Origin of the sequence: Proteus genomosp. 4 str. ATCC 51469, assembly GCF_003144375.1 — a bacterium.
Classification (GTDB): Bacteria; Pseudomonadota; Gammaproteobacteria; order Enterobacterales; family Enterobacteriaceae; genus Proteus.
In genome coordinates this window covers 32,633-57,421 of the sequence record NZ_PENV01000023.1, presented here as the reverse complement: position 1 = coordinate 57,421, position 24,789 = coordinate 32,633, and the positions used below count along the sequence as shown (strand labels likewise).

The following is a 24,789-nucleotide window of genomic DNA, read 5'->3' as shown; positions in this document are numbered from 1 at the left end:
GTGGACTCCTGTGTTACTTACTTTGTGCAGAAGAAGCGTTCTTCTGTTCAAAGTGATAGCGACCCGTCTTCAGGCTACTCGGCCCAAGGCGACCAAATTTGAACATCAGGAACATTTCGGCAACTAAGAACAGAGTATACAGACCACAGATAAGACCCATAGATACTAGGATATCAGCCTGTGTCAATGAAGAAGTTGCTACAGCCGTAGGCAGGATTTCACCAATCGCCCATGGTTGACGTCCATATTCTGCAACAAACCAACCTGCTTCAACTGCGATCCATGGTAGTGGAATACTAAACAGTGCAGCACGCAGTAACCATTTGTAGTTACCAATACGGTTAGACAGAACAGTCCAGAAGGAAATCGCAACAACCAGTAACATCAAGAAGCCAGCGGCAACCATGATACGGAATGACCAGAACAGTGGTGCGACATTAGGAATAGTATCTTTTGCAGCAGATTTGATTTGCTCTTCTGTTGCATCAACAACCTTATCAGTATAACGCTTCAGTAATAAGCCATAGCCTAAATCTTGTTTAGCGTCATTAAATGCAGCACGAATAGCAGGATCAGTATTACCTGAACGCAGTTCGCTTAATAATTCGTAAGCTTTCATACCGTTACGAATACGAACTTCATGCTGACTCATCAGATCATTAAGACCTAATACAGGCGTATCGAAAGAACGCGTTGCAATAATCCCCATCACATAAGGAATTTGTAATGCAAACGAGTTTTCCATTTTTTCTTGATTAGGGAATGCAATCAGATTAAATGCAGCTGGAGCGGCTTCTGTATGCCATTCACCTTCAATTGCAGCCAGTTTGGTTTTTTGTACGTCACCCATTTCGTAACCAGATTCATCACCCAGTACGATAACAGATAATACAGCAGCAATACCAAAAGTAGCGGCAACTGCGAAAGAACGTTTTGCAAAACCGATGTCACGACCTTTGAGCAGGTAGTAAGAGCTGATACCCAGAACAAAGAATGCACCAGTACAGTAACCAGCAGCGACGGTGTGAACAAATTTAACTTGAGCGACAGGGTTTAAAACCAGATCAGCAAAACTCAACATTTCCATTCGCATGGTTTCAAAGTTGAAGTCTGCTGCGACAGGGTTTTGCATCCAACCATTCGCAACAAGTATCCACAGTGCAGAGAAGTTAGAACCGAAAGCAACTAACCAAGTTACCATCAAGTGCTGCTTCTTACCTAAGCGATCCCAGCCAAAGAAGAACAATCCGACGAAAGTTGATTCTAAGAAGAACGCCATCAGACCTTCGATTGCTAAAGGCGCACCGAAGATATCACCGACGTAATGAGAGAAATATGACCAGTTAGTACCAAATTGGAACTCCATGGTCAACCCAGTTGCGACACCCAGAGCAAAGTTAATACCGAATAACTTACCCCAGAACTTTGTCATATCTTTGTAAACTTGTTTACCCGACAGGACATATATCGTTTCCATGATTGCCAGCATAAACGCCATACCTAACGTTAACGGGACAAACAGGAAGTGATACATCGCTGTTAAGGCAAACTGTAACCGTGACAGTTCGACAATATCAAACATCTTGACTCCTTGCTCCTAGCAGGAAGACACCGACTTGCGGCAACCCGACTTTATTAAATTATAAAGCCTCATAACTACCAGCAATAAATGCCTCTAAAAACAACAACGAATATTAAAGACCAAAAACACAATACCTTACAAATAGTACGCTTATATTTACATATAATAAATATATTTTGCGTGACCCAGATTTGAATTCTGAGCTTAGGTCAACAATACGACTTTTAGGTTTGTAACAGCATATTTGATCGTGTGCCAATTTAAGCATATTCAGAAATTTTTGCCACAATTAATAACTTGACCCACATCAAAAAAACACTTTAATGTTAACTAGTTGCGAATAAATTACCCAATAGTTACCATTGTGTTAATGCAATGTTGTTTTTATTTTTAAGTGTAATTTATCTCCTTATATTTTCCATAATAAAATTAACTTTTTATTTTCATAAAAGCCCTAAAAATAAACACTTTTAGTTGTGTTTTATTAATTTTAATATCAAAATCATTTTTTTGCAGGTAAAAAATAAATATTTAAAAAAAATAATCTATTAATTAATAAGTTGAAATTTACAAAAGTGTAAATACAGAAAATGACATCTAGTTAATTTATCAAATAAAGATAAAATTAAAATCTAATAGTGATTATCTATTTTTAATATTAATAACTATTTATTTTGTTTCTTATTTCAGATAAGTAAACTGTAATTAATCTATGTTATATACCTAAAATACAAATCAATAATTCAATAAAATTAAAAATAACCTTTTAAATCAATTAAATAAGAAAGACATCAAACCAAGTTCACGAAAAAGGAAAACAATTTGTTTTTATTGTATTTTATTATTTTTGTGGAACATTTCTTACAACAATCATAAGTGTTTCATCATTACTCTTGATAGGTATAAAAGAGCCTAGTTTCAGCTTTAATCTCCTTTTTGATGCCCTATCATAATAAAAGAATATTTTCTCAGGCACGCTTCTTTACCTGCCCTCCTTTTCACTTATTCATTAACATGTTTAAAAAAAAATTTTTGTAGTAAAAATGTGCCTTACGGCGATGTTGAAGGGGGATTTAGGAACCATTATTACGATACTTATAGAAAAGGTATGATGATCACAACATAAAATAACTACTTACTTTTTTGTTAATCCATTTTTCATCTAAAAACATGCATTTAAAATGTTGTTTTTAACAACAAAGAATGGATACAAACAGTATTTATCGTTATTTTCAGTTTATGTAAAAAGCATATAAAAAGAAAAAAGAGCGATTTTGCATAGAGATCAATATTTAAAAAAATCAATTTAAAACAAGTAATTATAATTAATTTATATAGGATATTTAATGTGTTAATCACAATACTCGATATAGGCATTAATATTTAAATGAAGCTATATATAAAAATGCCAGCTCCTATTAAGAAACTGGCATTTAAGATAGTATCAATCTGAAATTATTAACAGTATTGTTACTTACTTGATCATTGATTTAATAGCTTCGCCAATATCGGCCAAGCTACGCACAGTTTTAACACCCGCAGCTTCAAGAGCAGCAAATTTCTCATCTGCTGTGCCTTTACCGCCCGCAATAATAGCTCCCGCATGTCCCATACGTTTACCTTTAGGGGCTGTCACACCGGCAATGTAACCTACAACTGGTTTAGTCACATGATCTTTGATATAAGCGGCTGCTTCTTCTTCTGCTGTACCACCAATTTCACCGATCATCACAATTGCTTCTGTTTGTGGATCTTCTTGGAATAGCTTCAGAATATCAATAAAGTTAGAACCTGGAATTGGGTCACCACCAATCCCAACACACGTTGATTGACCTAAGCCAACATCTGTTGTCTGTTTAACTGCTTCATAAGTTAATGTACCTGAACGAGATACAATGCCAACTTTACCTGGTAAATGAATATGGCCTGGCATAATGCCAATCTTACATTCACCCGGTGTGATTACACCAGGGCAGTTAGGGCCAATCATGCGTACACCCGCTTCATCTAATTTTACTTTTACTGTTAGCATATCCAAAGTAGGAATGCCTTCTGTAATAGTAATGATGAGTTTGATGCCCGCCTCAATCGCTTCTAAGATTGAATCTTTACAAAATGGCGCAGGTACATAAATAACTGTCGCAGTTGCACCTGTTGCCTCAACAGCTTCGCGTACAGTATTAAATACAGGAAGTCCTAAGTGCGTAGTGCCACCTTTACCTGGAGTAACACCACCAACCATTTGTGTACCATAAGCAATTGCTTGCTCAGAGTGGAATGTTCCTTGGCTACCAGTAAAACCTTGGCAAATTACTTTGGTGTTTTTATCGATTAAAATAGACATTATTTTGCCTCCGCTGCTGCAACAACTTGTTTCGCGGCATCAGTTAAGCTTTTAGCTGCGATAATATTTAATCCACTATCCGCTAATTTCTTGGTGCCTAACTCTGCATTGTTTCCTTCAAGACGAACAACCACAGGAACATTAACGCCAACTTCTTCAACTGCGCCAATAATACCGTCTGCGATTAAGTCACAACGAACAATACCGCCGAAAATGTTGACTAATACAGCACTGACATTTTCATCAGACAAAATAATTTTAAATGCTTCTGTTACACGCTCTTTTGTTGCACCACCACCTACATCGAGGAAGTTAGCGGGTTCGCCACCGTGAAGTTTAACAATATCCATAGTACCCATTGCTAAACCAGCACCATTGACCATACAGCCAATGTTGCCATCTAATGCAACATAGTTCAGTTCCCACTGTGCAGCTTGCGCTTCTCGCGGATCTTCTTGCGATGGATCATGCAGTTCACGCATTTCAGGCTGGCGATATAATGCATTGCTATCTACGCCTAATTTACCATCAAGACAAATCAGATCATCTTCTTTTGTGATAACCAGAGGGTTAATTTCAATTAGCGCAAGATCGCGCTCTAAGAAAATAGTAGCTAATCCCATAAAGATCTTAGCAAATTGGCTGACTTGCTTGCCTTTTAAACCTAGTTTAAAAGCAAGTTCTCTTCCCTGATAAGGCATAGGGCCTGTCAGTGGATCAATAATTGCGCGATGAATAAGTTCTGGCGTTTCTTCCGCCACTTTTTCAATTTCTACGCCGCCTTCAGTTGAAGCCATAAAGACAACGCGACGGGTACCACGGTCAATAACCGCACCAAGATAAAGCTCTTTAGCGATATCAGTTGCAGCTTCAACCAAAATCTGTGTAACAGGTTGACCGTTAGCGTCTGTTTGATAAGTCACTAAACGTTTGCCTAACCATTGTTCAGCAAATGCGCGGATCTCTTCTTTAGATTTAACGACTTTTACGCCGCCCGCTTTACCACGTCCACCCGCGTGAACCTGACATTTCACGACCCAAGGGCCTTGACCGATTTTTGATGCAGCTTCTTCTGCCTCGCGCGGCGTGGAGCAGGCGAAACCAGCAGGTGCTGGTAATCCATACCGTGTGAAAAGCTGTTTTGCCTGATACTCGTGTAAATTCATGATGTTCTATCCATAATCTTGTTGAAAGTCGGGCTTTCTTATTTTTTTGACTATAAGCCAGAGAAATCTGACTTCACGAACACACTGTACTTCTTTGATGCTTGTGTCTGTTGCTAAGTAGGCAGGAGGAGCATCTCCTGCCTAGAAGCGATATTTATTACCTATACATCAAGTAATAAACGGGCTGGATCTTCTAGCATCTCTTTAACGGTTACTAAGAAACCGACAGACTCACGACCATCAATTAAGCGGTGGTCATAAGACAGAGCCAGATACATCATTGGTAGAATAACAACCTGACCATCAACGGCCATTGGGCGATCTTTAATAGCATGCATCCCTAAAATGGCACTTTGTGGTGGGTTGATAATAGGCGTTGACATTAATGAACCGAAAACACCACCATTTGTAATAGTAAAGTTACCACCCGTTAAGTCTTCAACGGTTAACTTACCATCACGGCCTTTTACTGCTAATGCTTTAATGTTTTTCTCAATATCCGCCATGCTCATTGCATCTGCATCACGTAATACTGGTGTTACCAGACCACGAGGTGTTGATACCGCAATACTGATATCGAAATAGTTGTGATAAACCACATCAGTGCCATCAATAGAAGCATTCACTTCTGGGTAGCGTTTCAGTGCTTCAACAACCGCTTTAATATAGAAAGACATAAAGCCTAAACGGACACCGTGGCGTTTTTCGAAAGCTTCGCCATATTGAGCACGTAAATCTTTAATTGGTTGCATGTTGATTTCGTTAAACGTTGTCAACATTGCAGTAGTGTTTTTTGCTTCTAATAAACGTTCTGCAACACGTTTGCGTAAACGTGTCATTGGAACACGTTTTTCGCTACGATGAGATAACAGCGCTTGAGGCGCTTCTTCAACAGGTTTCGTTGCAGTTTTATTTGCAACATGGCCTTCGATATCTTGACGAGTTAAACGACCACCTACACCACTGCCTTTCACATCAGCAGGATTAACATCGTGCTCTGCAACTAAACGACGAGCTGTTGGACTTAATGCATCGTTATTGCCTTTTTCCGCAATATCAGCACTTTGACGTTGTGCTGGTGTACTATCTTGAGCTGGTTTCACATCAGCAGGAATACCGGTGCTATCACCTAAACGAATGCGACCAAGTAATTGGCGTGAACCAACGGTAGCGCCTTCATCTTCAAGAATACTTTCTAATACACCCGCTTCACTTGCAGGAACTTCTAAAACAACTTTATCTGTTTCGATTTCAACCAGCACTTCATCGCGTTGAATGCTATCACCAGGTTTTTTATGCCAAGTTGCGACCGATGCGTCAGCAACTGATTCAGGGAGATCCGGTACTAGAATGTCTACACTACTCATTTTCTATCCTTATTTATTCAACTTTCAGTGCGTCTTCAACCAGAGCTTTTTGTTGCTCCTGATGAACAGAGGTATAACCGACTGCTGGAGAGGCTGATGCCGGACGTCCTGCATAACGTAATGTTGCGCCCGTAGGGATTGCATCACGGAAATTATGCTGGCTGCAATACCAAGCCCCCTGATTTAAAGGCTCTTCTTGACACCAAACGAAATCTTTCACATGGGAGTAAGATGCCAGAATTTGCGCAATATCTTCGTGTGGGAATGGGTACAGTTGTTCAATACGAATAATGGCAACGTTGTTTTGCTCATTAGCACGACGTTGTTCTAATAAATCGTAGTAAACCTTACCTGAGCACATCACAACACGTTTTACATCAGCCGGTTTTAAATCATCCATTTCACCAATTACAGGTAAGAATTTACCGTTGGCTAACTCATCCAATGCAGAAACCGCTAATGGGTGACGTAACAGTGATTTTGGTGACATTACGATAAGTGGGCGACGCATACCACGTAATGCTTGACGGCGTAACATATGGTAAACCTGAGCTGGTGTTGATGGCACACAAACCTGCATATTTTGCTCTGCACACAGTTGCAGATAACGTTCTAAACGTGCAGAAGAGTGTTCAGGGCCTTGGCCTTCATAACCATGTGGTAGTAGCATCACTAAACCACACATACGACCCCATTTTTGCTCACCAGAGCTAATAAATTGGTCTATAACAACTTGAGCAACGTTTGCGAAGTCACCAAATTGCGCTTCCCAAATAGTCAATCCACGAGGCTCTGTTGTGGCATAACCATATTCAAATGCAAGAACAGCTTCTTCTGTTAATACAGAGTCCCAGACATTAAATTGCCCTTGAGCATTATGAATATTAGCCAATGGAACATAAACAGAACCATTAGTTTGATTATGAATAACGGCATGACGGTGGAAGAATGTACCACGACCAGCATCTTCACCAGAAAGGCGAATTGTGATCCCTTGGTCAACTAAAGTCGCATACGCTAATGTTTCCGCAGCACCCCAATCGAGCAATTTCTCACCTTCTGCCATGACAGCACGGTCAGCATAAATTTTCTCAACACGAGATTGCATCACGATTTCTGACGGAACAGTACTCACACGGCGTGCTAAATCTTGTAAACGTGTTTTCTCTACTTTATGTGGATACTCTTCATTCCATTCGTGATTTAAATACGGCTCCCATGTGTAAGAATGCAGCCCCATTGGGCGGTATTCTTCAACAACACAATCACCACGATCCAGTGCATCACGATAGAGATTAACCAGTTCAGTCACATCATTAGCATCAAGCAGTGATTGAGCAACCAGTTTATCTGCGTAAATTTTACGTGGTGTTGGGTGTTTCTTGATTTTTTGATACATCAGAGGCTGAGTCGCATTTGGCTCATCCGCTTCGTTATGGCCATGACGGCGATAACACACCAAATCAATCATTACGTCACGTTTAAAAGTATTACGGAAATCCAACGCAAGACGAGTCACAAACGCAACCGCTTCTGGATCATCAGCATTAACGTGGAAAATTGGTGCCTGAACCATTTTCACAATATCAGTACAGTATTGTGTTGAACGGGCATCTTTTGGATTTGACGTGGTGAAACCAACTTGGTTATTGATAACAATACGAACTGTACCGCCAACTTCATAACCACGCGCTTGCGACATATTCAAGGTTTCTTGAACAACACCTTGACCAGTTACCGCAGCATCACCATGAATTGTAATAGGAAGAACCATATTACTACGCGCTTCATCTAAACGATCACGACGAGCACGAACCGAACCGATAACAACTGGGCTAACAATCTCTAAGTGAGAAGGGTTAAAGGCTAATGCTAAGTGAACTTGAGCCCCTTCAGTTGCAAAATCGGATGAGAAACCTTGGTGATATTTAACGTCACCAGTTCCCAAATGCTCTTTATGTATCCCCGCAAATTCATCAAATAAATCAGCAGGTTTTTTACCGAGGATATTAACCAAAACGTTTAAACGTCCGCGGTGCGCCATACCAAGAACCACTTCACGAGTATCTTGTTTACCAGCATGACGGATTAAATCTTTTAACATAGGTACTAGTGCATCACCACCTTCTAAAGAGAAGCGTTTCGCACCAGGGAATTTCGCACCTAAATAGCGTTCTAAGCCTTCAGCAGCTGTTAGCTCTGTCAGGAAGCGTAATTTTTCTTCTTTTGTAAATTGGTCTGCAACATTAACTGATTCTAAACGTTGTTGGATCCAACGTTTCTCTTCAGTGTTAGTGATATGCATATATTCAGCACCGATTGAACCACAATAAATGCGTTTCAGGGCTTCGTATAAATCACTTAATTTCATGGTTTCTTTGCCAATGGCAAAAGAACCAACATTGAAAGTTTCTTCAAAGTCTTCTTTAGTCAGATTATGGAAAGCAGGATCTAAATCTGGAACAGATTCTTGTTTCCATAAACCAAGTGGGTCGAGGTTCGCATTTTGATGGCCTCGGAAACGAAAGGCATTGATGAGCTGCAAAACTTTGACTTGTTTTGAGTCCGTTGCCGGATCGCTTACCGAGGTATGGTATCGAGTGGATTCTTTTGCGAGGCGTCTGAAGTAGTCGCGGGTCTGAGAATGCGACTGCTCTATGCCTTGACTTGCGGGCAGTTGTTGAAAAATCTCTCTCCAACTTTCGTCAACAGAGTTTGGGTCAGTTAGGTAATCTTCATAGATATCTTCTATGTAAGACTGATTCTCTCCTGCTAGAAATGTTGATTCTAGCCAGTCCTTCATTGCGCCGTTCTGCATTATGATCCCTTAAGCTATACAGCTTTAGTTCGCCGTGGATAACTAATACCGTGATTAAACGGTGTCGATTGCAAGGTTCTCTCATGACCCGCTATCTCGCAGGTTCTTTAAATATGGAGCTTTAGCTCTCAAGGAACCTTTAAGCACTGTCTAACAGTGTTTAAAGGTGCCTTACTATTTACCGCAAACGTCTAACTTAGTTTTTCCATTAACCGCCCTAACTATTTTAGGGCGGTTATTATTTTATGCACTACGTTTTAACAACATCGACTTAATATGGCCAATTGCTTTTGTTGGATTGAGCCCTTTAGGACATACGCTGACACAGTTCATAATGCCATGACAACGGAATACGCTGAACGCATCGTTAAGATCATCAAGGCGAGATTCTGTTTCTGTATCACGACTATCAATCAAGAAACGATATGCAGCTAACAATCCAGCAGGCCCGATAAACTTATCTGGATTCCACCAGAATGACGGGCAAGAGGTTGAACAACAAGCACAAAGGATACAATCGTAAAGTCCATCAAGCTTTTCACGTTGTTCTGGTGACTGTAAGTTCTCACGAGCAGGAGGATTTTTGCCATTATTAATTAAATACGGACGAATTTTCTCATACTGTGTATAGAACTGAGTCATATCCACTATTAAATCACGAATTACTGGTAAACCGGGTAACGGTCTGATCACAATTTTCTTACTTCCTTTCTGTAAAGATGAAATAGGTGTGATACAAGCCAAACCATTTTTACCATTCATGTTCACGCCATCAGAGCCGCAAACACCTTCACGACAAGAACGACGGAACGATAAGGTAGGATCTTTTTCCTTTAATTGAATTAATGCATCCAACAGCATCATGTCACGCCCTTCAGGAACTTCGAGGGTGTAATCTTGCATATGCGGCGCATTATCAACGTCGGGATTGTAACGATAAATCGAAAATTCAAGTTTCATATTTAAGTCTCCGCAACTTCAATAACACCGCTAATTAATATGTACGCACTTTTGGTGGGAAGGCTTCACGCAGTTTTGGCTGCATATTGACTTCACGGCGTGTCATTGTTTCGGTTTGCGGTTGATATAATGTATGGCATAACCAGTTCGCATCATCACGCTCTGGGAAATCGAAACGGCTATGAGCACCACGACTTTCTGTACGGAAGTTTGCAGATACTGCAGTGGCATAAGCTGTTTCCATCAGGTTATCTAATTCTAAGCATTCAATACGCTGAGTATTAAACTCGCTTGAATTATCATCCAGTCGGGCATTTTGTAAGCGCTCACGAATAACTTTTAGTTCTTCTAAACCTTTTGCCATTGCATCGCCTTCACGGAATACTGAGAAGTTATGTTGCATACAAGATTGCAGTGCTTTACGGATCTCAACAGGATCTTCACCAGAACGATTGTTTTCCCAGCGATTTAAACGTGTTAATGCTGCTTCAACATCCGACTCGCTTGCATCACGCATCGTGCCTTGTTCCATCAGAGATTCTTTTAAGTGAACCCCTGCTGAACGACCAAATACAACGAGGTCTAACAGTGAGTTACCACCTAAACGGTTGGCGCCATGAACAGATACACAGGCAATTTCACCGACAGCAAACAGTCCAGGAATAACAACATCTTCGCCCTTCTCATTTACACGAATGGCTTGGCCTGTCACTTTTGTTGGAATACCACCCATCATATAGTGGCAAGTAGGAATAACCGGAATTGGCTCTTTGATAGGATCAACGTGTGCGAATGTACGAGACAGATCAAGAATACCCGGTAAACGTGATTCAAGGACTTCTTTACCAAGATGGTCGAGTTTCAATTTCGCATGAGGACCCCAAGGACCATCACAACCACGGCCTTCACGAATCTCAATCATGATTGAACGAGCCACTACGTCACGACCAGCAAGGTCTTTAGCGTTTGGTGCATAACGTTCCATAAAGCGTTCACCGTCTTTATTCAACAGATATCCGCCTTCACCACGACAACCTTCGGTCACTAACACACCCGCACCCGCAATACCGGTTGGGTGGAATTGCCACATTTCCATATCTTGCAGTGGAACACCTGCACGAACCGCCATGCCAACACCATCACCAGTGTTGATATGTGCATTTGTGGTAGATTGATAAATACGGCCCGCACCACCTGTGGCTAAAATAGTGGCATTAGCTTTGAAATAAACGACTTCACCCGTTTCGATGCAAATTGCAGTACACCCAACAATATCACCATCTTGGTTTTTCACGAGATCCAGTGAATACCACTCTGAAAAGATAGTTGTGTGATTTTTTAAATTTTGCTGATACAGGGTATGCAACAATGCGTGCCCAGTACGGTCAGCAGCGGCTGCAGTACGCGCAGCTTGTTCGCCACCGAAATTCTTAGACTGACCACCAAACGGACGTTGATAAATACGGCCATCATCTAAGCGAGAAAATGGAAGCCCCATATGTTCCAGCTCTAAAATTGCTTCAGGGCCAGTTTTACACATATATTCGATTGCATCTTGGTCACCGATATAATCGGAACCTTTTACTGTATCGTACATGTGCCATTCCCAGTTATCCTCATGAGTATTACCTAGCGCAACAGTAATACCGCCTTGAGCTGAAACAGTATGAGAACGAGTAGGAAAAACTTTAGAAATTAGTGCGCAAGACAAACCCATTTGGGAAATCTGTAAAGCAGCACGCATACCCGCGCCACCAGCACCAATAACAACGGCATCAAACTCTCTTACTGGCAGATTCATTACACACCCCACACCACAATTGTTCCATAAATAAGATAAACCAACAGCGCAACAACAATAATCAGTTGTAAAGTCAGGCGTAATGCCAGCGGTTTAATATAGTCCGTTAACACTTGCCACATGCCTATCCACGCGTGGATAAGAATAGAAAGCAACGTCAAGATGGTGAACACTTTGGTTAGGGATGAGCTAAAGAACCCACGCCATACTTCATAGGTAATTTCTGTGGTTGCAATAAAACCCACAAGATAAAGAACATATAAAACGATGATGATGGCTGAGGCACGCAGAAATAACCAATCCTGTATGCCAGTACGGCCTAAAGTAGAAGAATTACTTACCATACTAATACCCCCGCCAATATTGATAAAATTACTGTAATAACCATAGATGCAGCCGCTGAATTGCGACCTACAACTAAGGTTTCATCAATAAAGCCGAAGTCCATTAACATGTGACGAATACCACCACAAATATGGTATGCCAATGCCGTTAGGATGCCCCACAAAATAAATTTTGCGAAGAAGCCAGTCATTATTTCAGCAGCTTGCTGAAAACCTTCAGGAGAGGAGAGAGAGGTGCCAAGTAACCACAGTAAGATGCCAACTGCGACTAACATGATAACCCCAGAGACACGATGCAAGATCGATGCGATAGCAGGGAGTGGAAACTGTATCGTCTGTAAATCCAGATTGACAGGTCTTTGTTTTTTCACAATTTATGCCCACACAGCTTTTATAATTTTTCCTTCCTCCGGACCTGGATGGAAATCAAACAGCGAATGGGGTACAAAGGCACATTTTAAGTAAAATGTTAAATCCGTCTATTTTACAAAAATTGTGGATTCGTTACGCTGGTTCTCCATACAACAAAGGTTCCGGAGACCTGCGCGCAGTATAAGTGCTTCACAAACTTATTACAATTACCACACAACTTGTGTGCCAGACATTTGCCTCGAACAGTGAGAGGGATCACTATTTAATATATCTGATGCAAAAATGATTATCATTTTTGACACATGTACAACATTTTTATTACATTTACTGCATAATTTTAATGTTTATGTTTTTTTTGTGCGCAAACACGCTTCCAGAAACCTCAAACTTATGTAAAAGTGTTGTCAGTACTAATTCTAAGTGCATTGCATAAAAAAGCACCTAAAAAAACATAACATCAAAAGCTCCTTAACATAAGTGACACACTATAGACCTAGATATGACGGGCATAAAATAAAACCCGACTGGGTACCTTACATCAACTATAGTTTCACTATCGAAGTGCATCTTTATTCTTTATGGAGATACCCTCGACTTTGTTAGGAGACATATAAGCGCTAAGGAGATTATAAATGGCTGATAACAAAGCTAAGCTAACGATTGATGAAACATCTGTAGACTTGGACGTTCTATCCCCTACACTCGGTTCCAAAGTTATTGATATTCGTACTCTCGGCTCCAAAGGTTATTACACCTACGATCCCGGCTTTACCTCAACCGCCTCTTGTGAGTCAAAAATCACTTTTATTGATGGTGATAACGGTATCTTACTTCACCGTGGTTTCCCTATCGGGCAATTAGCGACTGAATCAACATACTTGGAAGTTTGTTATATCCTACTGTACGGTGAAGCTCCGACCCAAGAGCAATACGACAATTTTAAAACGACTGTCACTCGTCACACCATGATCCATGAACAAATCACCCGTCTGTTCAATGGTTTCCGCCGTGACTCTCACCCAATGGCTGTATTGTGTGGCGTAACAGGGGCTTTAGCTGCGTTCTATCATGATGCATTGGATGTCAGTAATCCGGTTCACCGCGATATCACGGCTTATCGCCTGTTATCCAAAATGCCAACCGTGGCGGCAATGTGTTACAAATACTCAATTGGTCAACCTTTTGTGTATCCAAAAAATGACCTATCTTATGCGGGTAACTTCTTGCATATGATGTTTGCAACACCATGCGAAGAGTATGTCGTCAATCCAGTACTTGAGCGTGCTATGGATAGAATTTTCATCCTTCATGCTGATCACGAACAAAATGCGTCAACATCTACAGTACGTACCGCAGGCTCTTCAGGTGCAAATCCATTTGCCTGTATTGCAGCGGGTATCGCGTCACTTTGGGGGCCAGCTCATGGCGGTGCGAACGAAGCGTGTTTACGTATGCTGGAAGAGATCAAAACAGTTGAACACATTCCTGAATTCATTAAACGTGCAAAAGACAAAAATGACTCCTTCCGTTTAATGGGCTTTGGTCACCGTGTTTACAAAAACTACGATCCTCGTGCAACAGTTATGCGTGAAACTTGTCATGAAGTGTTAAAAGAATTAAACCTCAATGACAGCCTACTTGAAGTGGCAATGGAATTAGAACGCATCGCATTAAACGACCCGTACTTTATTGAGAAAAAACTGTACCCTAACGTAGATTTCTACTCTGGTATTATCCTTAAAGCGTTAGGTATTCCATCCAATATGTTTACTGTTATTTTTGCGATTGCACGTACAATTGGCTGGATTGCTCACTGGAATGAAATGCACGAAGATGGTCTGAAAATTGCGCGTCCTCGTCAGCTTTATACTGGTTATAATGAGCGCGATTTTAAAAGTGAAATTAAAAAGAAATAATTGAGTTCTATTAATTATTTATCTTGATAAGCCCCGTTTTAAATCGGGGCTTTATAATTTTAGCTACTATTAGCGACTAAAAGTTAATCAGCTTTTTAAATATTCTTGTGGCGTCTGCCCTGTCATTTTCTTAAAAAATGTAATAAAGGCACTGTCACTAGCAAATCCTAATATCTGACTAATATCTATATAACGATGATGAGTAGCTAATAATTCAATGGCTTTCATTAATCGCCACTGTTGACGCCATTGTTGGTAACTTAAACCTGTTTCTTTATAAAATAAACGCGTGATCGTTTTTTCACTCGCTCCCACATATTTCGCCATTTCTTGTAACGGTGGAGGTAAATCATCAAACGATAAACGTTTTAATCGCCTATCTTTCGGCATAAATAAATGATTGGGTTGTCGTTGAGCCTGCATGATTTCGTCAAAGAAAACAGCTAATAGATTCGCATAACGCCCTTCTTCCCATTGCGTATCAAAATCAGCCACAGAAATACGCTCAAGAATTTCTCGCAAAAGAGGAGAAAGCGTAAATATCTCACTCTCACTTGGAAATTTATCATGATATTTATCGGAAATATAAACAGAACGATATCCCACAGAGGCATACATTTCGACTCGATGTTCCAATTTTGCAGGTATCCACGCAATTCTCATGGGAGGCAAAACAGAAACCCGAGAGGCTAAAGTAATTCGCATACATCCTGACTGCGTAAATAATAATTGTCCTCTATCATGAGAATGAAATCCTGAATCGTGCTTTCCCATTTCTGCTGCAATACCCACTACTGATGCAAGATGCTCTTCTGGCACAAAGTGGTCGTATTGATTAAGCCAAGCCATCACTTGTCCTATTTGAAAAATAATATGTCTTTATATTTATAACAAGACATTCATTATCTCTGTATTCTGTTCATCAAGATTTAAGGATGTAGGATAAAAAGATGAACAAAAAACTCTCTTTATGGTTAGCAATTGCGTTAATGATGTTTCCACAAATTGCAGAAACCATTTATAGCCCAGCACTTACTGATATTGCAAACGGCTTTTATGTCAGTGCAAACGAGGCTGGACAAACACTTTCGCTCTATTTCTTTGCATTTGCATTGGGGGTCATTATATGGGGTCGGTTATGTGATGTCATTGGTCGTCGTCCGACAATGTTAGCTGGGTTGTTTATTTATGCTATTGCTTGTCTTGGTGTTTTCATGACACAAGATTTTTCAGTATTACTTGGATTGCGCATGCTTTCCGCTTTTGGTGCTGCGGTAGGCTCGGTCGGCACACAAACCATTATGCGTGATGTCTATAATGGTGATGAGTTAGCAAAAGTATTCTCAGTTATGGGAGCCGCTATCGCATTAAGTCCAGCAATAGGTATGTTAAGTGGTTCATTATTAGTGAGTTATGCAGGCTACCAAGGTGTATTTAGTGGCCTGGCCCTTCTTGCTGTGATTTTACTGTTATGGAGCACTTTTTCTTTACCTGAAAGCCGTCCTGAAACAGTAAAAACAGCGCCGTTAGGAGAAACGGCAATAAAAATGCTTAAAGATAAGCAAATTGCTAAAACAGTATTATTAATTGCCTTTTTTAATATCAGCCTCTTTGCTTATTATCAGTTAGCACCTTTTATGTTTGATAAACAAGGTCATAGCGCAAGCACCTTTGGATATAGTGGCATTGTGTTAGCAATAGGTGTCGGTGTTGGCTCTTATATTAATAAAGCATTATTAAATCATCATTGGTCATGTGGAAAATTAGTTTTACTTGCCAGCTTTATTGCATTAGTCAGTGCTGTGGGTGTTTATTTTTTACGTGACCACATTAGCTTTATTATCCCGATGATGACGAGTGTTATTGCTTATGGCATTGCTATTCCAAATATCTTAGCCACGGCATTAGCACAGTATAAAGATCGTTTAGGCACTGCCGGGGCATTATTAGGCTTGTTCTACTATTTGTTAATTGGTGTCGGGCTTGCACTTGCTGGATGGGGGCAAAGCTTAGCAATCACTTTACTAATTTGTAGTCTAGGTTCATTGCTACTCTCTTTTTCTCGTCAAACGACAAAATAATAAATTCGAAAGAACTTCTTATATTCATAAGAGGTTCTTTTTATTTTGTGATATTTATATAAAATCAAAAGGAATAAACTGACTAATAAAAGAACAAATAAGGATAAAACATGCCAAATGGAATGAGTGCAACTCAAAAAAACCTTGAAAAGAAATTAGCTAAATTTAATAACGTAAATAACCTTTATCCCCTTGATGTACCTGAACTAACTAAACTTAAAGATACTTTTCTACCTGATAATACCTATGAGTACATAGTCCACTCATATAAAGAATTATTAAAAGAGATGAAACAAAAGGCAATTGACGAAAAAAATTGGAATAAACACTCTTCATTTGTTCATAAAGAAGCACAAGAGTCTTATGAAGCCTTATCTCACTATAATGAAACCAGCCTGAAAAATATTTTAAACCAGCTTAATTCACCTGAAGGTTCTCTCAATGAGTTAGATCGTGAAATTATTCAATACAAAAACATAATTACAAGCTTGCCTGAATTCACAATTTTTCATCTTATTCGCTCAATAGATGATTACCTTAAACCAAAAAACATAACGAGTTATGCAATTAATTATTATGATCCTAAGCATATTTTAGAACATATCGAATTGCGTCATATTGAAGAACTCTTAATTCAAAGAAATTACCCTAATGCAAAACGTATTATTGCCAGTTTTTTTCTTGGGCAATACGGTATAGAACATTTATCAAAATCAGAGCAAATTTGGCCTTTTTATTACCAAAACCCAGAATATATCGCAGAAGCCTTACAACTTATTCCCAATCAAGGTAATACTAATAATGACCAATTTAGCCTTGATAATGCACTTCGTGTATTAAAAACCTACCCCGTTATTCCATCACAATTTATTCCTAAAGTATTACAACTCGCTTTAGGCGATATACAAATTTATCGCTTTGATGCACAAGAGCTTATTGAAAAGCTCCCAGAGCCTCACTTATTTATTCAAGAAGGTCTGAATTTAAAGAAAAAAAATGCTCGAGTGATTGCAATTAATTGGTTAATTGAACTCAATAATCATGATGCTGTTCCTGCGTTAATCGCCTTATTAAAGACAGAAAATGACGAGGTTATTCGTACGCTTTTAATTACTGCCCTAGAACATTTTGGTGAAGATATTTCAGATTTTCTTGATCCCCTTACCTTACTTGCAGAAGCTGAAATTGGCTTAAAAAATAAGATCCCAGATAATTTATCTTGGTTTGATTTTAATGCTGTACCTCAATTGAGATGGAAAGATAATAAAGTTGTTGAGCCTAGAATTATTCAATGGTGGATAATATTAGCGGTAAAATTAAAACTTCCAACAGGTAATACGCTATTACATCGCTATATCAATTTACTTTCGTTGAAAAGCCAACAGACTCTTGCTCAGTTTTTGTTAGTTAAATTTATTACTCAAGATGTCGATACACCATCAAAAGATAAAATTTATCTAAGTTCAGGGCTATCTTATTCCGCACCTATGTCAGCAATTAAAGAAAAAGGGATGTTAGGGCTTATTTTTCCAATTGAAGGCTATATTGCTGTACCTTTATTGCGAAATTATATGCGTGACCATTATGAACGCCGAGCACAAATAGAAGCAATGATTGACGCTATTGGTGGAAGTAATGACCCAATTATTATCCAATTTTTACTTTCTATTTCTCGCCGTTATCGTGCAGCATCTATTCAAACTAAAGCTCGGCTATTAATTACCCAGATAGCACAACGTAATAATTGGACAGAAGATGAACTTGCAGATAGAACCATACCAACAGCAGGACTTGATGACTCAGGTGTACTAACTTTAGATTATGGTGAACGTACATTCACTGCAAAAATTAACGATAAATTGCAATTCGTCTTATTTAATCCTGAAGGCAAAGTGGTAAAAGCGTTGCCAGCACCTCGTGTTAATGATGACAGCGCACTGATTAAAGAGACAAAAAAATACTTCACAGCAAGTAAAAAAGAATTAAAGCAAATTATCGAATCACAAACGGTACGTTTATACGAATCAATGTGTACTCAGCGCCAATGGTTAAGTGCTGACTGGCAAGAATTTCTTCAAACTAATCCGATTATGCATAAATTAATGGAACGATTAATCTGGCAAGAGTTGAAAGATAATAAAGTCATTAATACTTTTCGTCCTGCGAATGATGGCGCTTTATTAAATATCGAAGATGAAGAAATTACATTACAAAGTGATTCATCTCTTCGTTTAGCACATTGTGTATTTTTAAATAAGGAAGAAAAATATGCATGGTTAGCACATTTTAAAGATTACAAAGTAACATTTTTATTTTCCCAATTAGATCATGACATACCAATATTAGAAGATAAACAAACTCAGATCGCAGAGAAAAAAGGTTGGTTAACTGATGCCTATACATTAAGAAGTGCAATGACAAAATTAGGTTATCAACGTGGTTCAGTAGAAGATGCTGGATTTTATAACTGTTATCACAAATATTTTTCTGGCTTAGATCTCAGTGTCATTATCAACTTTAGTGGTAACTGTGTACCTGAAGAAAATGTCACAGTCGCATTATTAGAGTTAGTTTTTGAAAAAGGCCGCCAAAGTGGATTCGATAGACATCAATTAGCTATCAAAAATATTCCACCTATTTTATTAGCAGAAAGCTATGCGGAATACTTAAAAGTCGCAGATGCTTGCACGGGCTTTTCTCCTGACTGGGAAAAGAAATTACCTTGGTAAACACTATTCATTGATGATTTTCTTATCCCGTACTAAATGAAAAGTACGGGATTGTTTCTAGCAATATTAAGTTTCGTTTTTTGCTGTTAATTCTCAATCAATTTAGCTAAGGGTTAATGCTTATTTTGTTAAACAGACAATTCTTAAATTTTTCAAATACCACAAAAAATGCCTTTATTATCACTTCTTCATTTTCAGCACTTTTTCCTGATATAGCGTTTTATATATTGCAGAATTGAATATTAATAAAGCTAGGGTAGCTTTTTTAGCGTTTATATCTATAAATTTAACAAATGATATATCTTGCCTTCGTTTCTAGCAGTGATAATCAAATTGTTCGTTTCGCTATTTCATGGTAAAAAAAACTGTTTATCCATACATAGCTTAAGGAACTGGCGTGATAAAAAAAATCTTAGACATTTTCCCTATTTTTGGGAAAAAAGACGTCGATATTACTGAGAAATATCTCCAAGAATCTCTTGTACTGCTTGCTATATTTGATGAAGGGTTACCTAAACGTGCATTAGATTATGTACTTACAGGCAAAAACCCTGAAATTCTTTTTGAATTAAATAAACTGGATGCAGCAAAAGCAGCCGTTTATTTTCATCGTGCAGGAACATTAGAATGGTGGTATGCCAGTAATGTTGATACAGGAAAATATAGTAAAGTTATCACCCAAGGTCTTAATGCCCGCCATAAGCTCTACTCTAAAGTTGGCGAAAGCTTTTCCTTAGAACAAGTCGCTCGTTATGCAAAAGTCATTGCAGCTGCATGCCAAGATATCAATATCAAAGTGACAACACCTGAAGTGCCAACTTGGGTTATTTACCTGTTAGTTGATGCGTTTTACACCACTTATGATAATGCACGTAATCTTAATTTAGAGCATCGTAAATATTGGAGTATGGAATTTATCGCTAATATGGTCGAAGCAGAGGCCAATATTTCAGGCGAAAATGCATTATTTGCAGTATTCGATAGAAAAGATATCTCTGAATATTACGCTTCTAATCTTAAACGTATTTATGAACTTCATGATTTAAAAGATTATCTACTTTCACATCAAGAATTTATTAGAACAGAATTAATCGAAAAACTGTCAGCAAATGGTTTAGTTGAGCTAATTAACTATCTAAATAAAAATACGATACTACGCGATACTTTTGCAGATATTATTGTTTTACTTGCCACCAGCAGTTTAAAAACAGTAAAAAAAGCCGCAGAACCTATTTTGAATACCTTACCGGCTGAAATTGTAAAAGAAAATTTAACTCATGTTTTAATGAATGGTACACCAAAACAACGTACACAAGCGGCTGATTTATTTGCTCGCCAAGGTGAAAACCGTGATGTACTTGAAGAAGCGTTAAAACATGAAACCTCAAAAGCAGTCATCAAGAGCATTGAAAGTGCCCTACAACGTTTTAGCGTTGTTGATAATGCAAACACTGTTGATGCCATCGAAGCGCCTGATTTTACACCATTAGAAGATACGCCATTACCTGATAGTGCCCGTGATATTATGGTCAATAACTTCAATGAGATGTTAGCTAAAGCGAAAGAAAATGCTGAACGCGAAATTGAAGAAAATAAAACATCGAAACACTCTTATAATTGGGCACAACGTCATTATAAAGATTTATCTAAGATTGATGAAAAACAATGTCGTGCATTAGTTGATAAACTCAACAGTGGGCAAGGCACTATTCAGTCGAATGAAATCCAAATTATTAAACACAAAAATCGTATTCCTAATTTGCCAGAATACACATTCTTCCATGCTATGCGGGTGATAACTAACAATCGCCAACATGCCGATCACTTCTCCTCTCACTACTTTAATGGTGATATTCCTGAGCGTTTATTTAGTGATATTGAATTACGACAAGTTGAAAATGTATTAGAAAGATGTAGCTTCAAACGCGCAGCCCGTGTCACAGCGGCACTATGCTTAGAATCTTATCAAGATGGTTTACGCCGTTTTCGTAAACCAGAACAAGTTTGGCCATTCTTCTCTCAGCATACTGATTATATTGCTGAAGCTCTAAACTTAATGCCAAACCAAAGCGAACATCGCTATCGTCAATTTGAAACATCACAAGGTATTGAAGTATTAGGTCGTTTCCCAACAATTCCTGCACAATTTATTCCGCGTATCATGGAATTGGCATTAGGTGAAAATAAAACACACCGCGTTTCTGCACAAAAATTATTAGAAACACTGCCTAATATTCATTTAAGTGCACAAGAAGGATTAACCTCTAGTAAACAAGAGATCCGTGTTACAGCCATTGAATGGCTAGCTCGCTTAAATAATCCGGATTCCTTACCTGCGCTTAATACCTTATTGAAAAAAGAGAAACGCGAAGTAGTACGAGCCTCTTTACTCACTGCATTAGAGCAATTAGGTGAAGACATTTCGAGCTACTTATCGCCAAAAACGTTATTAGCAGAAGCTGAAAAAGGCCTTAAAGCCAAAGCACCAGCAAGTCTCGCTTGGTTTAATTTTGAGGCAATCCCTGCATTAACATGGGAAAACAAGAAAGCGGTTGATCCCGCGATTATTCGTTGGTGGATTATTCTGGCAGTAAAATTAAAAATGCCAGGAGGCAACGCGCTATTACAACGTTATATCGGCCTGCTTTCTACAGATAGCCAACATAAACTTTCTAGCTTTATTCTACATACCTTCGTTGCTCAAGACATTAAAGGGCCATCACTGGAAGAAGCGATGGTAGAAGCGCAACGTGAAGCGCCGGGACGTTTAAGTAATTATCAAAATTGGGCTAAACGTTATCCTGAATATTATGCTAAATATGAAAACTTCACATTAGAACAAGTGGTTGAAGAGATTAAAAACGAGGTATTACGTCGTTATTTAGGCTCAGCAATCAGTGATAAAGGTATGCTTGCGCTTATCTGTGGTATTGAAGGTCATGTTGCGGTATCTGTACTACGCAACTATATGCGCGATCATTATCAGCGTCGTGCTCAGATTGAAGCGATGATTGATGCTGTTGCTTCAAGCAATGATCCTATTATCATCCAGCTTCTTCTTTCGCTATCTCGTCGCTATCGCACTGCATCTGTTCAGGAAAAAGCCCGTAATTTAGTTACGCAAATCGCAGAGCGTAATGGCTGGAGTGCAGATGAATTAGCCGATAGAACTATTCCAACCGCAGGTTTTGATGATACTGGAACACTAGTGCTGGAATATGGTGAACGTATTTTCACTGCAAAAATGGATGCCAAACAAAAACTTGTTCTGTTTAATCCAGAAGGTAAAGAGGTTAAAGCGTTGCCTGCTGCGCGCAAAAATGATGATGCAGAGCTGATTAAAGAAGCAAAAAAACTTTTCACTTCAAGTAAAAAAGAACTTAAACAAGTTATTGAATTACAAAGTGTGCGTTTATATGAAGCTATGTGTGCTCAACGTCAATGGTTAAGTGCAGATTGGCAAGAATATATTTTAGCTCACCCAATTATGCATAAATTAATCGAACAATTAGTTTGGCAGGAAGTTAAAGATGGCGAAGTGATCAATACGTTCCGCCCTTCTGATGATGGCGCATTACTTAACCTTGAAGATGACGAAGTCACTTTACAAAACGATTCATTTATTCAATTAGCCCACGCGGCATTAGTTAATGAAGATGAACGTAAAGCATGGATCGCGCATTTTAAAGATTACAAAGTGAAGTTCTTATTCTCACAAATGGAACATAAAATCCCAGAGTTAGATCTAACGCAAACAGAAGTTGAAGACCGAAAAGGCTGGATCACAGACACCTTCACTTTACGCGGTATTTTAACCAAAATGGGTTATCAGCGTGGCCCAGCAGAAGATGGAGGCTCGTTCTCCCACTATTACAAATTCTTCTCTAGTTTAAACTACTACGTCAACATCGGTTTCAGTGGTAGCTATGTGCCAGAGGAAAACATTCCTGCCGTCTTATTCGATTTAAGTTTTGAGAAAAATCAGCAAGATTACTGGGATCGCAATAATGTTGAGCTAAAAGAAGTTCCGCCAATTTTATTAGCTGAAAGCTATGCTGATTATCTAAAAATCGCTGAAGCTTGTGCAGGATTCGATCCTGAATGGGAAAAGAAAACACCTTGGTAATAATTAGGGATAACTAGGAAAGAATATGGCTAAAAAAGCACCCGCAGAACAACAAGCAATCAGGGAAAGTGCTGAGGTTCGATTTGCTCAAGAGTTAGAGTGTTTAACAAAAGCAGATGTAAATAATCCTAAACCACAAGGATGGCTTCGCTCTCCTCGTGCTGTACGCCAATTTATTTTAGGTGATGATGCATTAGGTATCACACCTAAGTTTTTCGGCGACGATGCCTTGGTTGATCGCGCAATTGTCACATTATTAGGCAAGCAAGGTTTAATGCTAGTTGGTGAGCCAGGTACAGCAAAATCAATGCTCTCAGAGCTTTTTGCTGCCGCCATCAGCGGTGATTCAGGATTAACTATTCAAGGCACTGCGGGCACTACAGAAGATCACATCAAGTACTCATGGAACTATGCGTTGTTATTAGCAGAAGGCCCAACAGAGCGCGCTTTAGTGGGATCGCCGCTTTATCAAGGTATGTTACAAGGTAAAATTGTTCGTTTTGAAGAGATAACCCGTTGTCCCCCTGAAATTCAGGATGTACTGGTTTCTTTGATGTCAGAAAAACAGTTAATGATCCCCGAAATGGGTGATGGTGCGCGTATTAGTGCAAAACCTGGGTTTAACCTTATCGGTACAGCAAACTTACGTGATCGTGGTGTCCACGAAATGTCTGCCGCATTAAAACGTCGTTTTAATTTCGAAACGGTAAAACCCATTCGTGATCCAGCATTTGAAATCAGCTTAATTCAATCACAGCTAGAAAATGAATTAGGCTCTTTAGCTAATGAAGTGACAGTACCTGTTGATGTAGTGGAATTACTGGTAACCACATTCCAAGAATTACGTTCAGGTAATACACAAGATGGCGGTAATATCAAAACCCCTGATGCAGTTATGTCTACCGCAGAAGCGGTGAACATTGCTTATGCTTGTGCCTTAGAAGCACATTATTTAGGTGATGGCGTAATGAATGCTGGTGCGATTGCACGCCAATTAATCGGTGTTGTATTAAAAGATAATGCTGATGATATTAAACGTATTCGTTATTACATGGACAATGTAGCTAGAGAACGCGCAAGAAACAGTAAAGAGTGGAAAGCATTCTTTGATGCATCAAAAGAGTTTTGGCAATAACACGCTGAGATTAATTGCTACACAATAAATACGTTATTTATCAATTAA

The 24,789-nt window shown here is 39.0% G+C and carries 15 protein-coding genes; 5 read left to right on the top strand and 10 right to left on the bottom strand.

Annotation, left to right across the window (positions count from 1 at the left end; genetic code table 11):
* Window positions 1-13: 13 nt before the first annotated feature.
* From cydA to sdhC, 9 genes are all read right to left on the bottom strand, one after another.
* Window positions 14-1,582 carry a cytochrome ubiquinol oxidase subunit I gene (cydA, locus tag DK866_RS18000; protein WP_088493411.1) on the bottom strand — a complete coding sequence of 523 codons (1,569 nt, stop codon included), beginning with the start codon at window positions 1,580-1,582 and terminating at the stop codon, window positions 14-16.
* 1,474 nt (window positions 1,583-3,056) lie between these two features.
* On the bottom strand, window positions 3,057-3,926 hold the full coding sequence (gene sucD, locus DK866_RS17995) for a succinate--CoA ligase subunit alpha (RefSeq protein ID WP_072070202.1): 870 nt from the start codon (window positions 3,924-3,926) through the stop codon (window positions 3,057-3,059).
* Entirely contained in the window at window positions 3,926-5,092 is a 1,167-nt protein-coding gene (gene sucC / locus DK866_RS17990) for an ADP-forming succinate--CoA ligase subunit beta (protein ID WP_072070203.1), read from the bottom strand. The genes sucD and sucC overlap by 1 nt, the downstream gene beginning before the upstream one ends.
* 161 nt (window positions 5,093-5,253) lie before the next feature.
* On the bottom strand, window positions 5,254-6,459 hold the full coding sequence (gene odhB, locus DK866_RS17985) for a 2-oxoglutarate dehydrogenase complex dihydrolipoyllysine-residue succinyltransferase (protein WP_109410020.1): 1,206 nt from the start codon (window positions 6,457-6,459) through the stop codon (window positions 5,254-5,256).
* A gap of 13 nt (window positions 6,460-6,472) precedes the next feature.
* Window positions 6,473-9,277: a 2-oxoglutarate dehydrogenase E1 component gene (sucA, locus tag DK866_RS17980; RefSeq protein ID WP_109410019.1), complete on the bottom strand. Its 2,805-nt coding sequence runs from the start codon at window positions 9,275-9,277 to the stop codon at window positions 6,473-6,475.
* Between the two features lie 243 nt (window positions 9,278-9,520).
* On the bottom strand, window positions 9,521-10,237 hold the full coding sequence (locus DK866_RS17975; RefSeq protein WP_006537662.1) for a succinate dehydrogenase iron-sulfur subunit: 717 nt from the start codon (window positions 10,235-10,237) through the stop codon (window positions 9,521-9,523).
* A gap of 34 nt (window positions 10,238-10,271) precedes the next feature.
* The gene (sdhA, locus tag DK866_RS17970) at window positions 10,272-12,038 is read right to left on the bottom strand and encodes a succinate dehydrogenase flavoprotein subunit (RefSeq protein ID WP_109410018.1); all 1,767 of its coding nucleotides are present in this window, start codon (window positions 12,036-12,038) and stop codon (window positions 10,272-10,274) included.
* Complete coding sequence (gene sdhD, locus DK866_RS17965; protein ID WP_006537664.1) at window positions 12,038-12,382, bottom strand: succinate dehydrogenase membrane anchor subunit; 345 nt, start codon at window positions 12,380-12,382, stop codon at window positions 12,038-12,040. The genes sdhA and sdhD overlap by 1 nt, the downstream gene beginning before the upstream one ends.
* Entirely contained in the window at window positions 12,376-12,756 is a 381-nt protein-coding gene (sdhC, locus tag DK866_RS17960) for a succinate dehydrogenase cytochrome b556 subunit (protein WP_162557032.1), read from the bottom strand. Before sdhC ends, sdhD begins: the two co-directional genes overlap by 7 nt.
* 630 nt (window positions 12,757-13,386) lie before the next feature.
* On the opposite strand from sdhC, the gene DK866_RS17955 reads away from it, so the two are divergent.
* Window positions 13,387-14,670, top strand: a complete 1,284-nt coding sequence (locus DK866_RS17955; RefSeq protein ID WP_109410016.1) for a citrate synthase — start codon at window positions 13,387-13,389, stop codon at window positions 14,668-14,670.
* Between the two features lie 87 nt (window positions 14,671-14,757).
* On the opposite strand, the gene DK866_RS17950 is transcribed toward DK866_RS17955, so the two are convergent.
* Window positions 14,758-15,519, bottom strand: coding sequence for an AraC family transcriptional regulator (locus DK866_RS17950; protein ID WP_109410015.1), 762 nt, complete (start codon window positions 15,517-15,519; stop codon window positions 14,758-14,760).
* A 101-nt stretch (window positions 15,520-15,620) separates the two neighbouring features.
* Between DK866_RS17950 and DK866_RS17945 the strand changes: the two genes are divergently transcribed.
* From DK866_RS17945 to DK866_RS17930, 4 genes are all read left to right on the top strand, one after another.
* Window positions 15,621-16,751, top strand: coding sequence for a multidrug effflux MFS transporter (locus DK866_RS17945; protein ID WP_109410014.1), 1,131 nt, complete (start codon window positions 15,621-15,623; stop codon window positions 16,749-16,751).
* A 110-nt stretch (window positions 16,752-16,861) separates the two neighbouring features.
* Window positions 16,862-19,480 (top strand): DUF4132 domain-containing protein, encoded by a 2,619-nt coding sequence (locus DK866_RS17940; RefSeq protein ID WP_109410013.1) that lies wholly within the window; start codon window positions 16,862-16,864, stop codon window positions 19,478-19,480.
* 397 nt (window positions 19,481-19,877) lie between these two features.
* Window positions 19,878-23,606, top strand: a complete 3,729-nt coding sequence (locus tag DK866_RS17935) for a DUF4132 domain-containing protein (protein ID WP_109410012.1) — start codon at window positions 19,878-19,880, stop codon at window positions 23,604-23,606.
* 25 nt (window positions 23,607-23,631) lie between these two features.
* The gene (locus tag DK866_RS17930; protein ID WP_109410011.1) at window positions 23,632-24,741 is read left to right on the top strand and encodes an ATP-binding protein; all 1,110 of its coding nucleotides are present in this window, start codon (window positions 23,632-23,634) and stop codon (window positions 24,739-24,741) included.
* Window positions 24,742-24,789: the final 48 nt, after the last annotated feature.

Bases quoted from the DNA above. Each gene is read 5' to 3' on its own strand.
- DK866_RS17950 (WP_109410015.1), bottom strand. From the start codon at position 15,519: ATGGCTTGGCTTAATCAATACGACCACTTTGTGCCAGAAGAGCATCTT.
- DK866_RS17955 (WP_109410016.1), top strand. From the start codon at position 13,387: ATGGCTGATAACAAAGCTAAGCTAACGATTGATGAAACATCTGTAGAC.
- DK866_RS17930 (WP_109410011.1), top strand. From the start codon at position 23,632: ATGGCTAAAAAAGCACCCGCAGAACAACAAGCAATCAGGGAAAGTGCT.
- sucD (WP_072070202.1), bottom strand. From the start codon at position 3,926: ATGTCTATTTTAATCGATAAAAACACCAAAGTAATTTGCCAAGGTTTT.
- sdhD (WP_006537664.1), bottom strand. From the start codon at position 12,382: ATGGTAAGTAATTCTTCTACTTTAGGCCGTACTGGCATACAGGATTGG.
- cydA (WP_088493411.1), bottom strand. From the start codon at position 1,582: ATGTTTGATATTGTCGAACTGTCACGGTTACAGTTTGCCTTAACAGCG.
- odhB (WP_109410020.1), bottom strand. From the start codon at position 6,459: ATGAGTAGTGTAGACATTCTAGTACCGGATCTCCCTGAATCAGTTGCT.
- DK866_RS17940 (WP_109410013.1), top strand. From the start codon at position 16,862: ATGCCAAATGGAATGAGTGCAACTCAAAAAAACCTTGAAAAGAAATTA.
- DK866_RS17945 (WP_109410014.1), top strand. From the start codon at position 15,621: ATGAACAAAAAACTCTCTTTATGGTTAGCAATTGCGTTAATGATGTTT.
- DK866_RS17975 (WP_006537662.1), bottom strand. From the start codon at position 10,237: ATGAAACTTGAATTTTCGATTTATCGTTACAATCCCGACGTTGATAAT.
- sucC (WP_072070203.1), bottom strand. From the start codon at position 5,092: ATGAATTTACACGAGTATCAGGCAAAACAGCTTTTCACACGGTATGGA.
- sdhA (WP_109410018.1), bottom strand. From the start codon at position 12,038: ATGAATCTGCCAGTAAGAGAGTTTGATGCCGTTGTTATTGGTGCTGGT.
- sucA (WP_109410019.1), bottom strand. From the start codon at position 9,277: ATGCAGAACGGCGCAATGAAGGACTGGCTAGAATCAACATTTCTAGCA.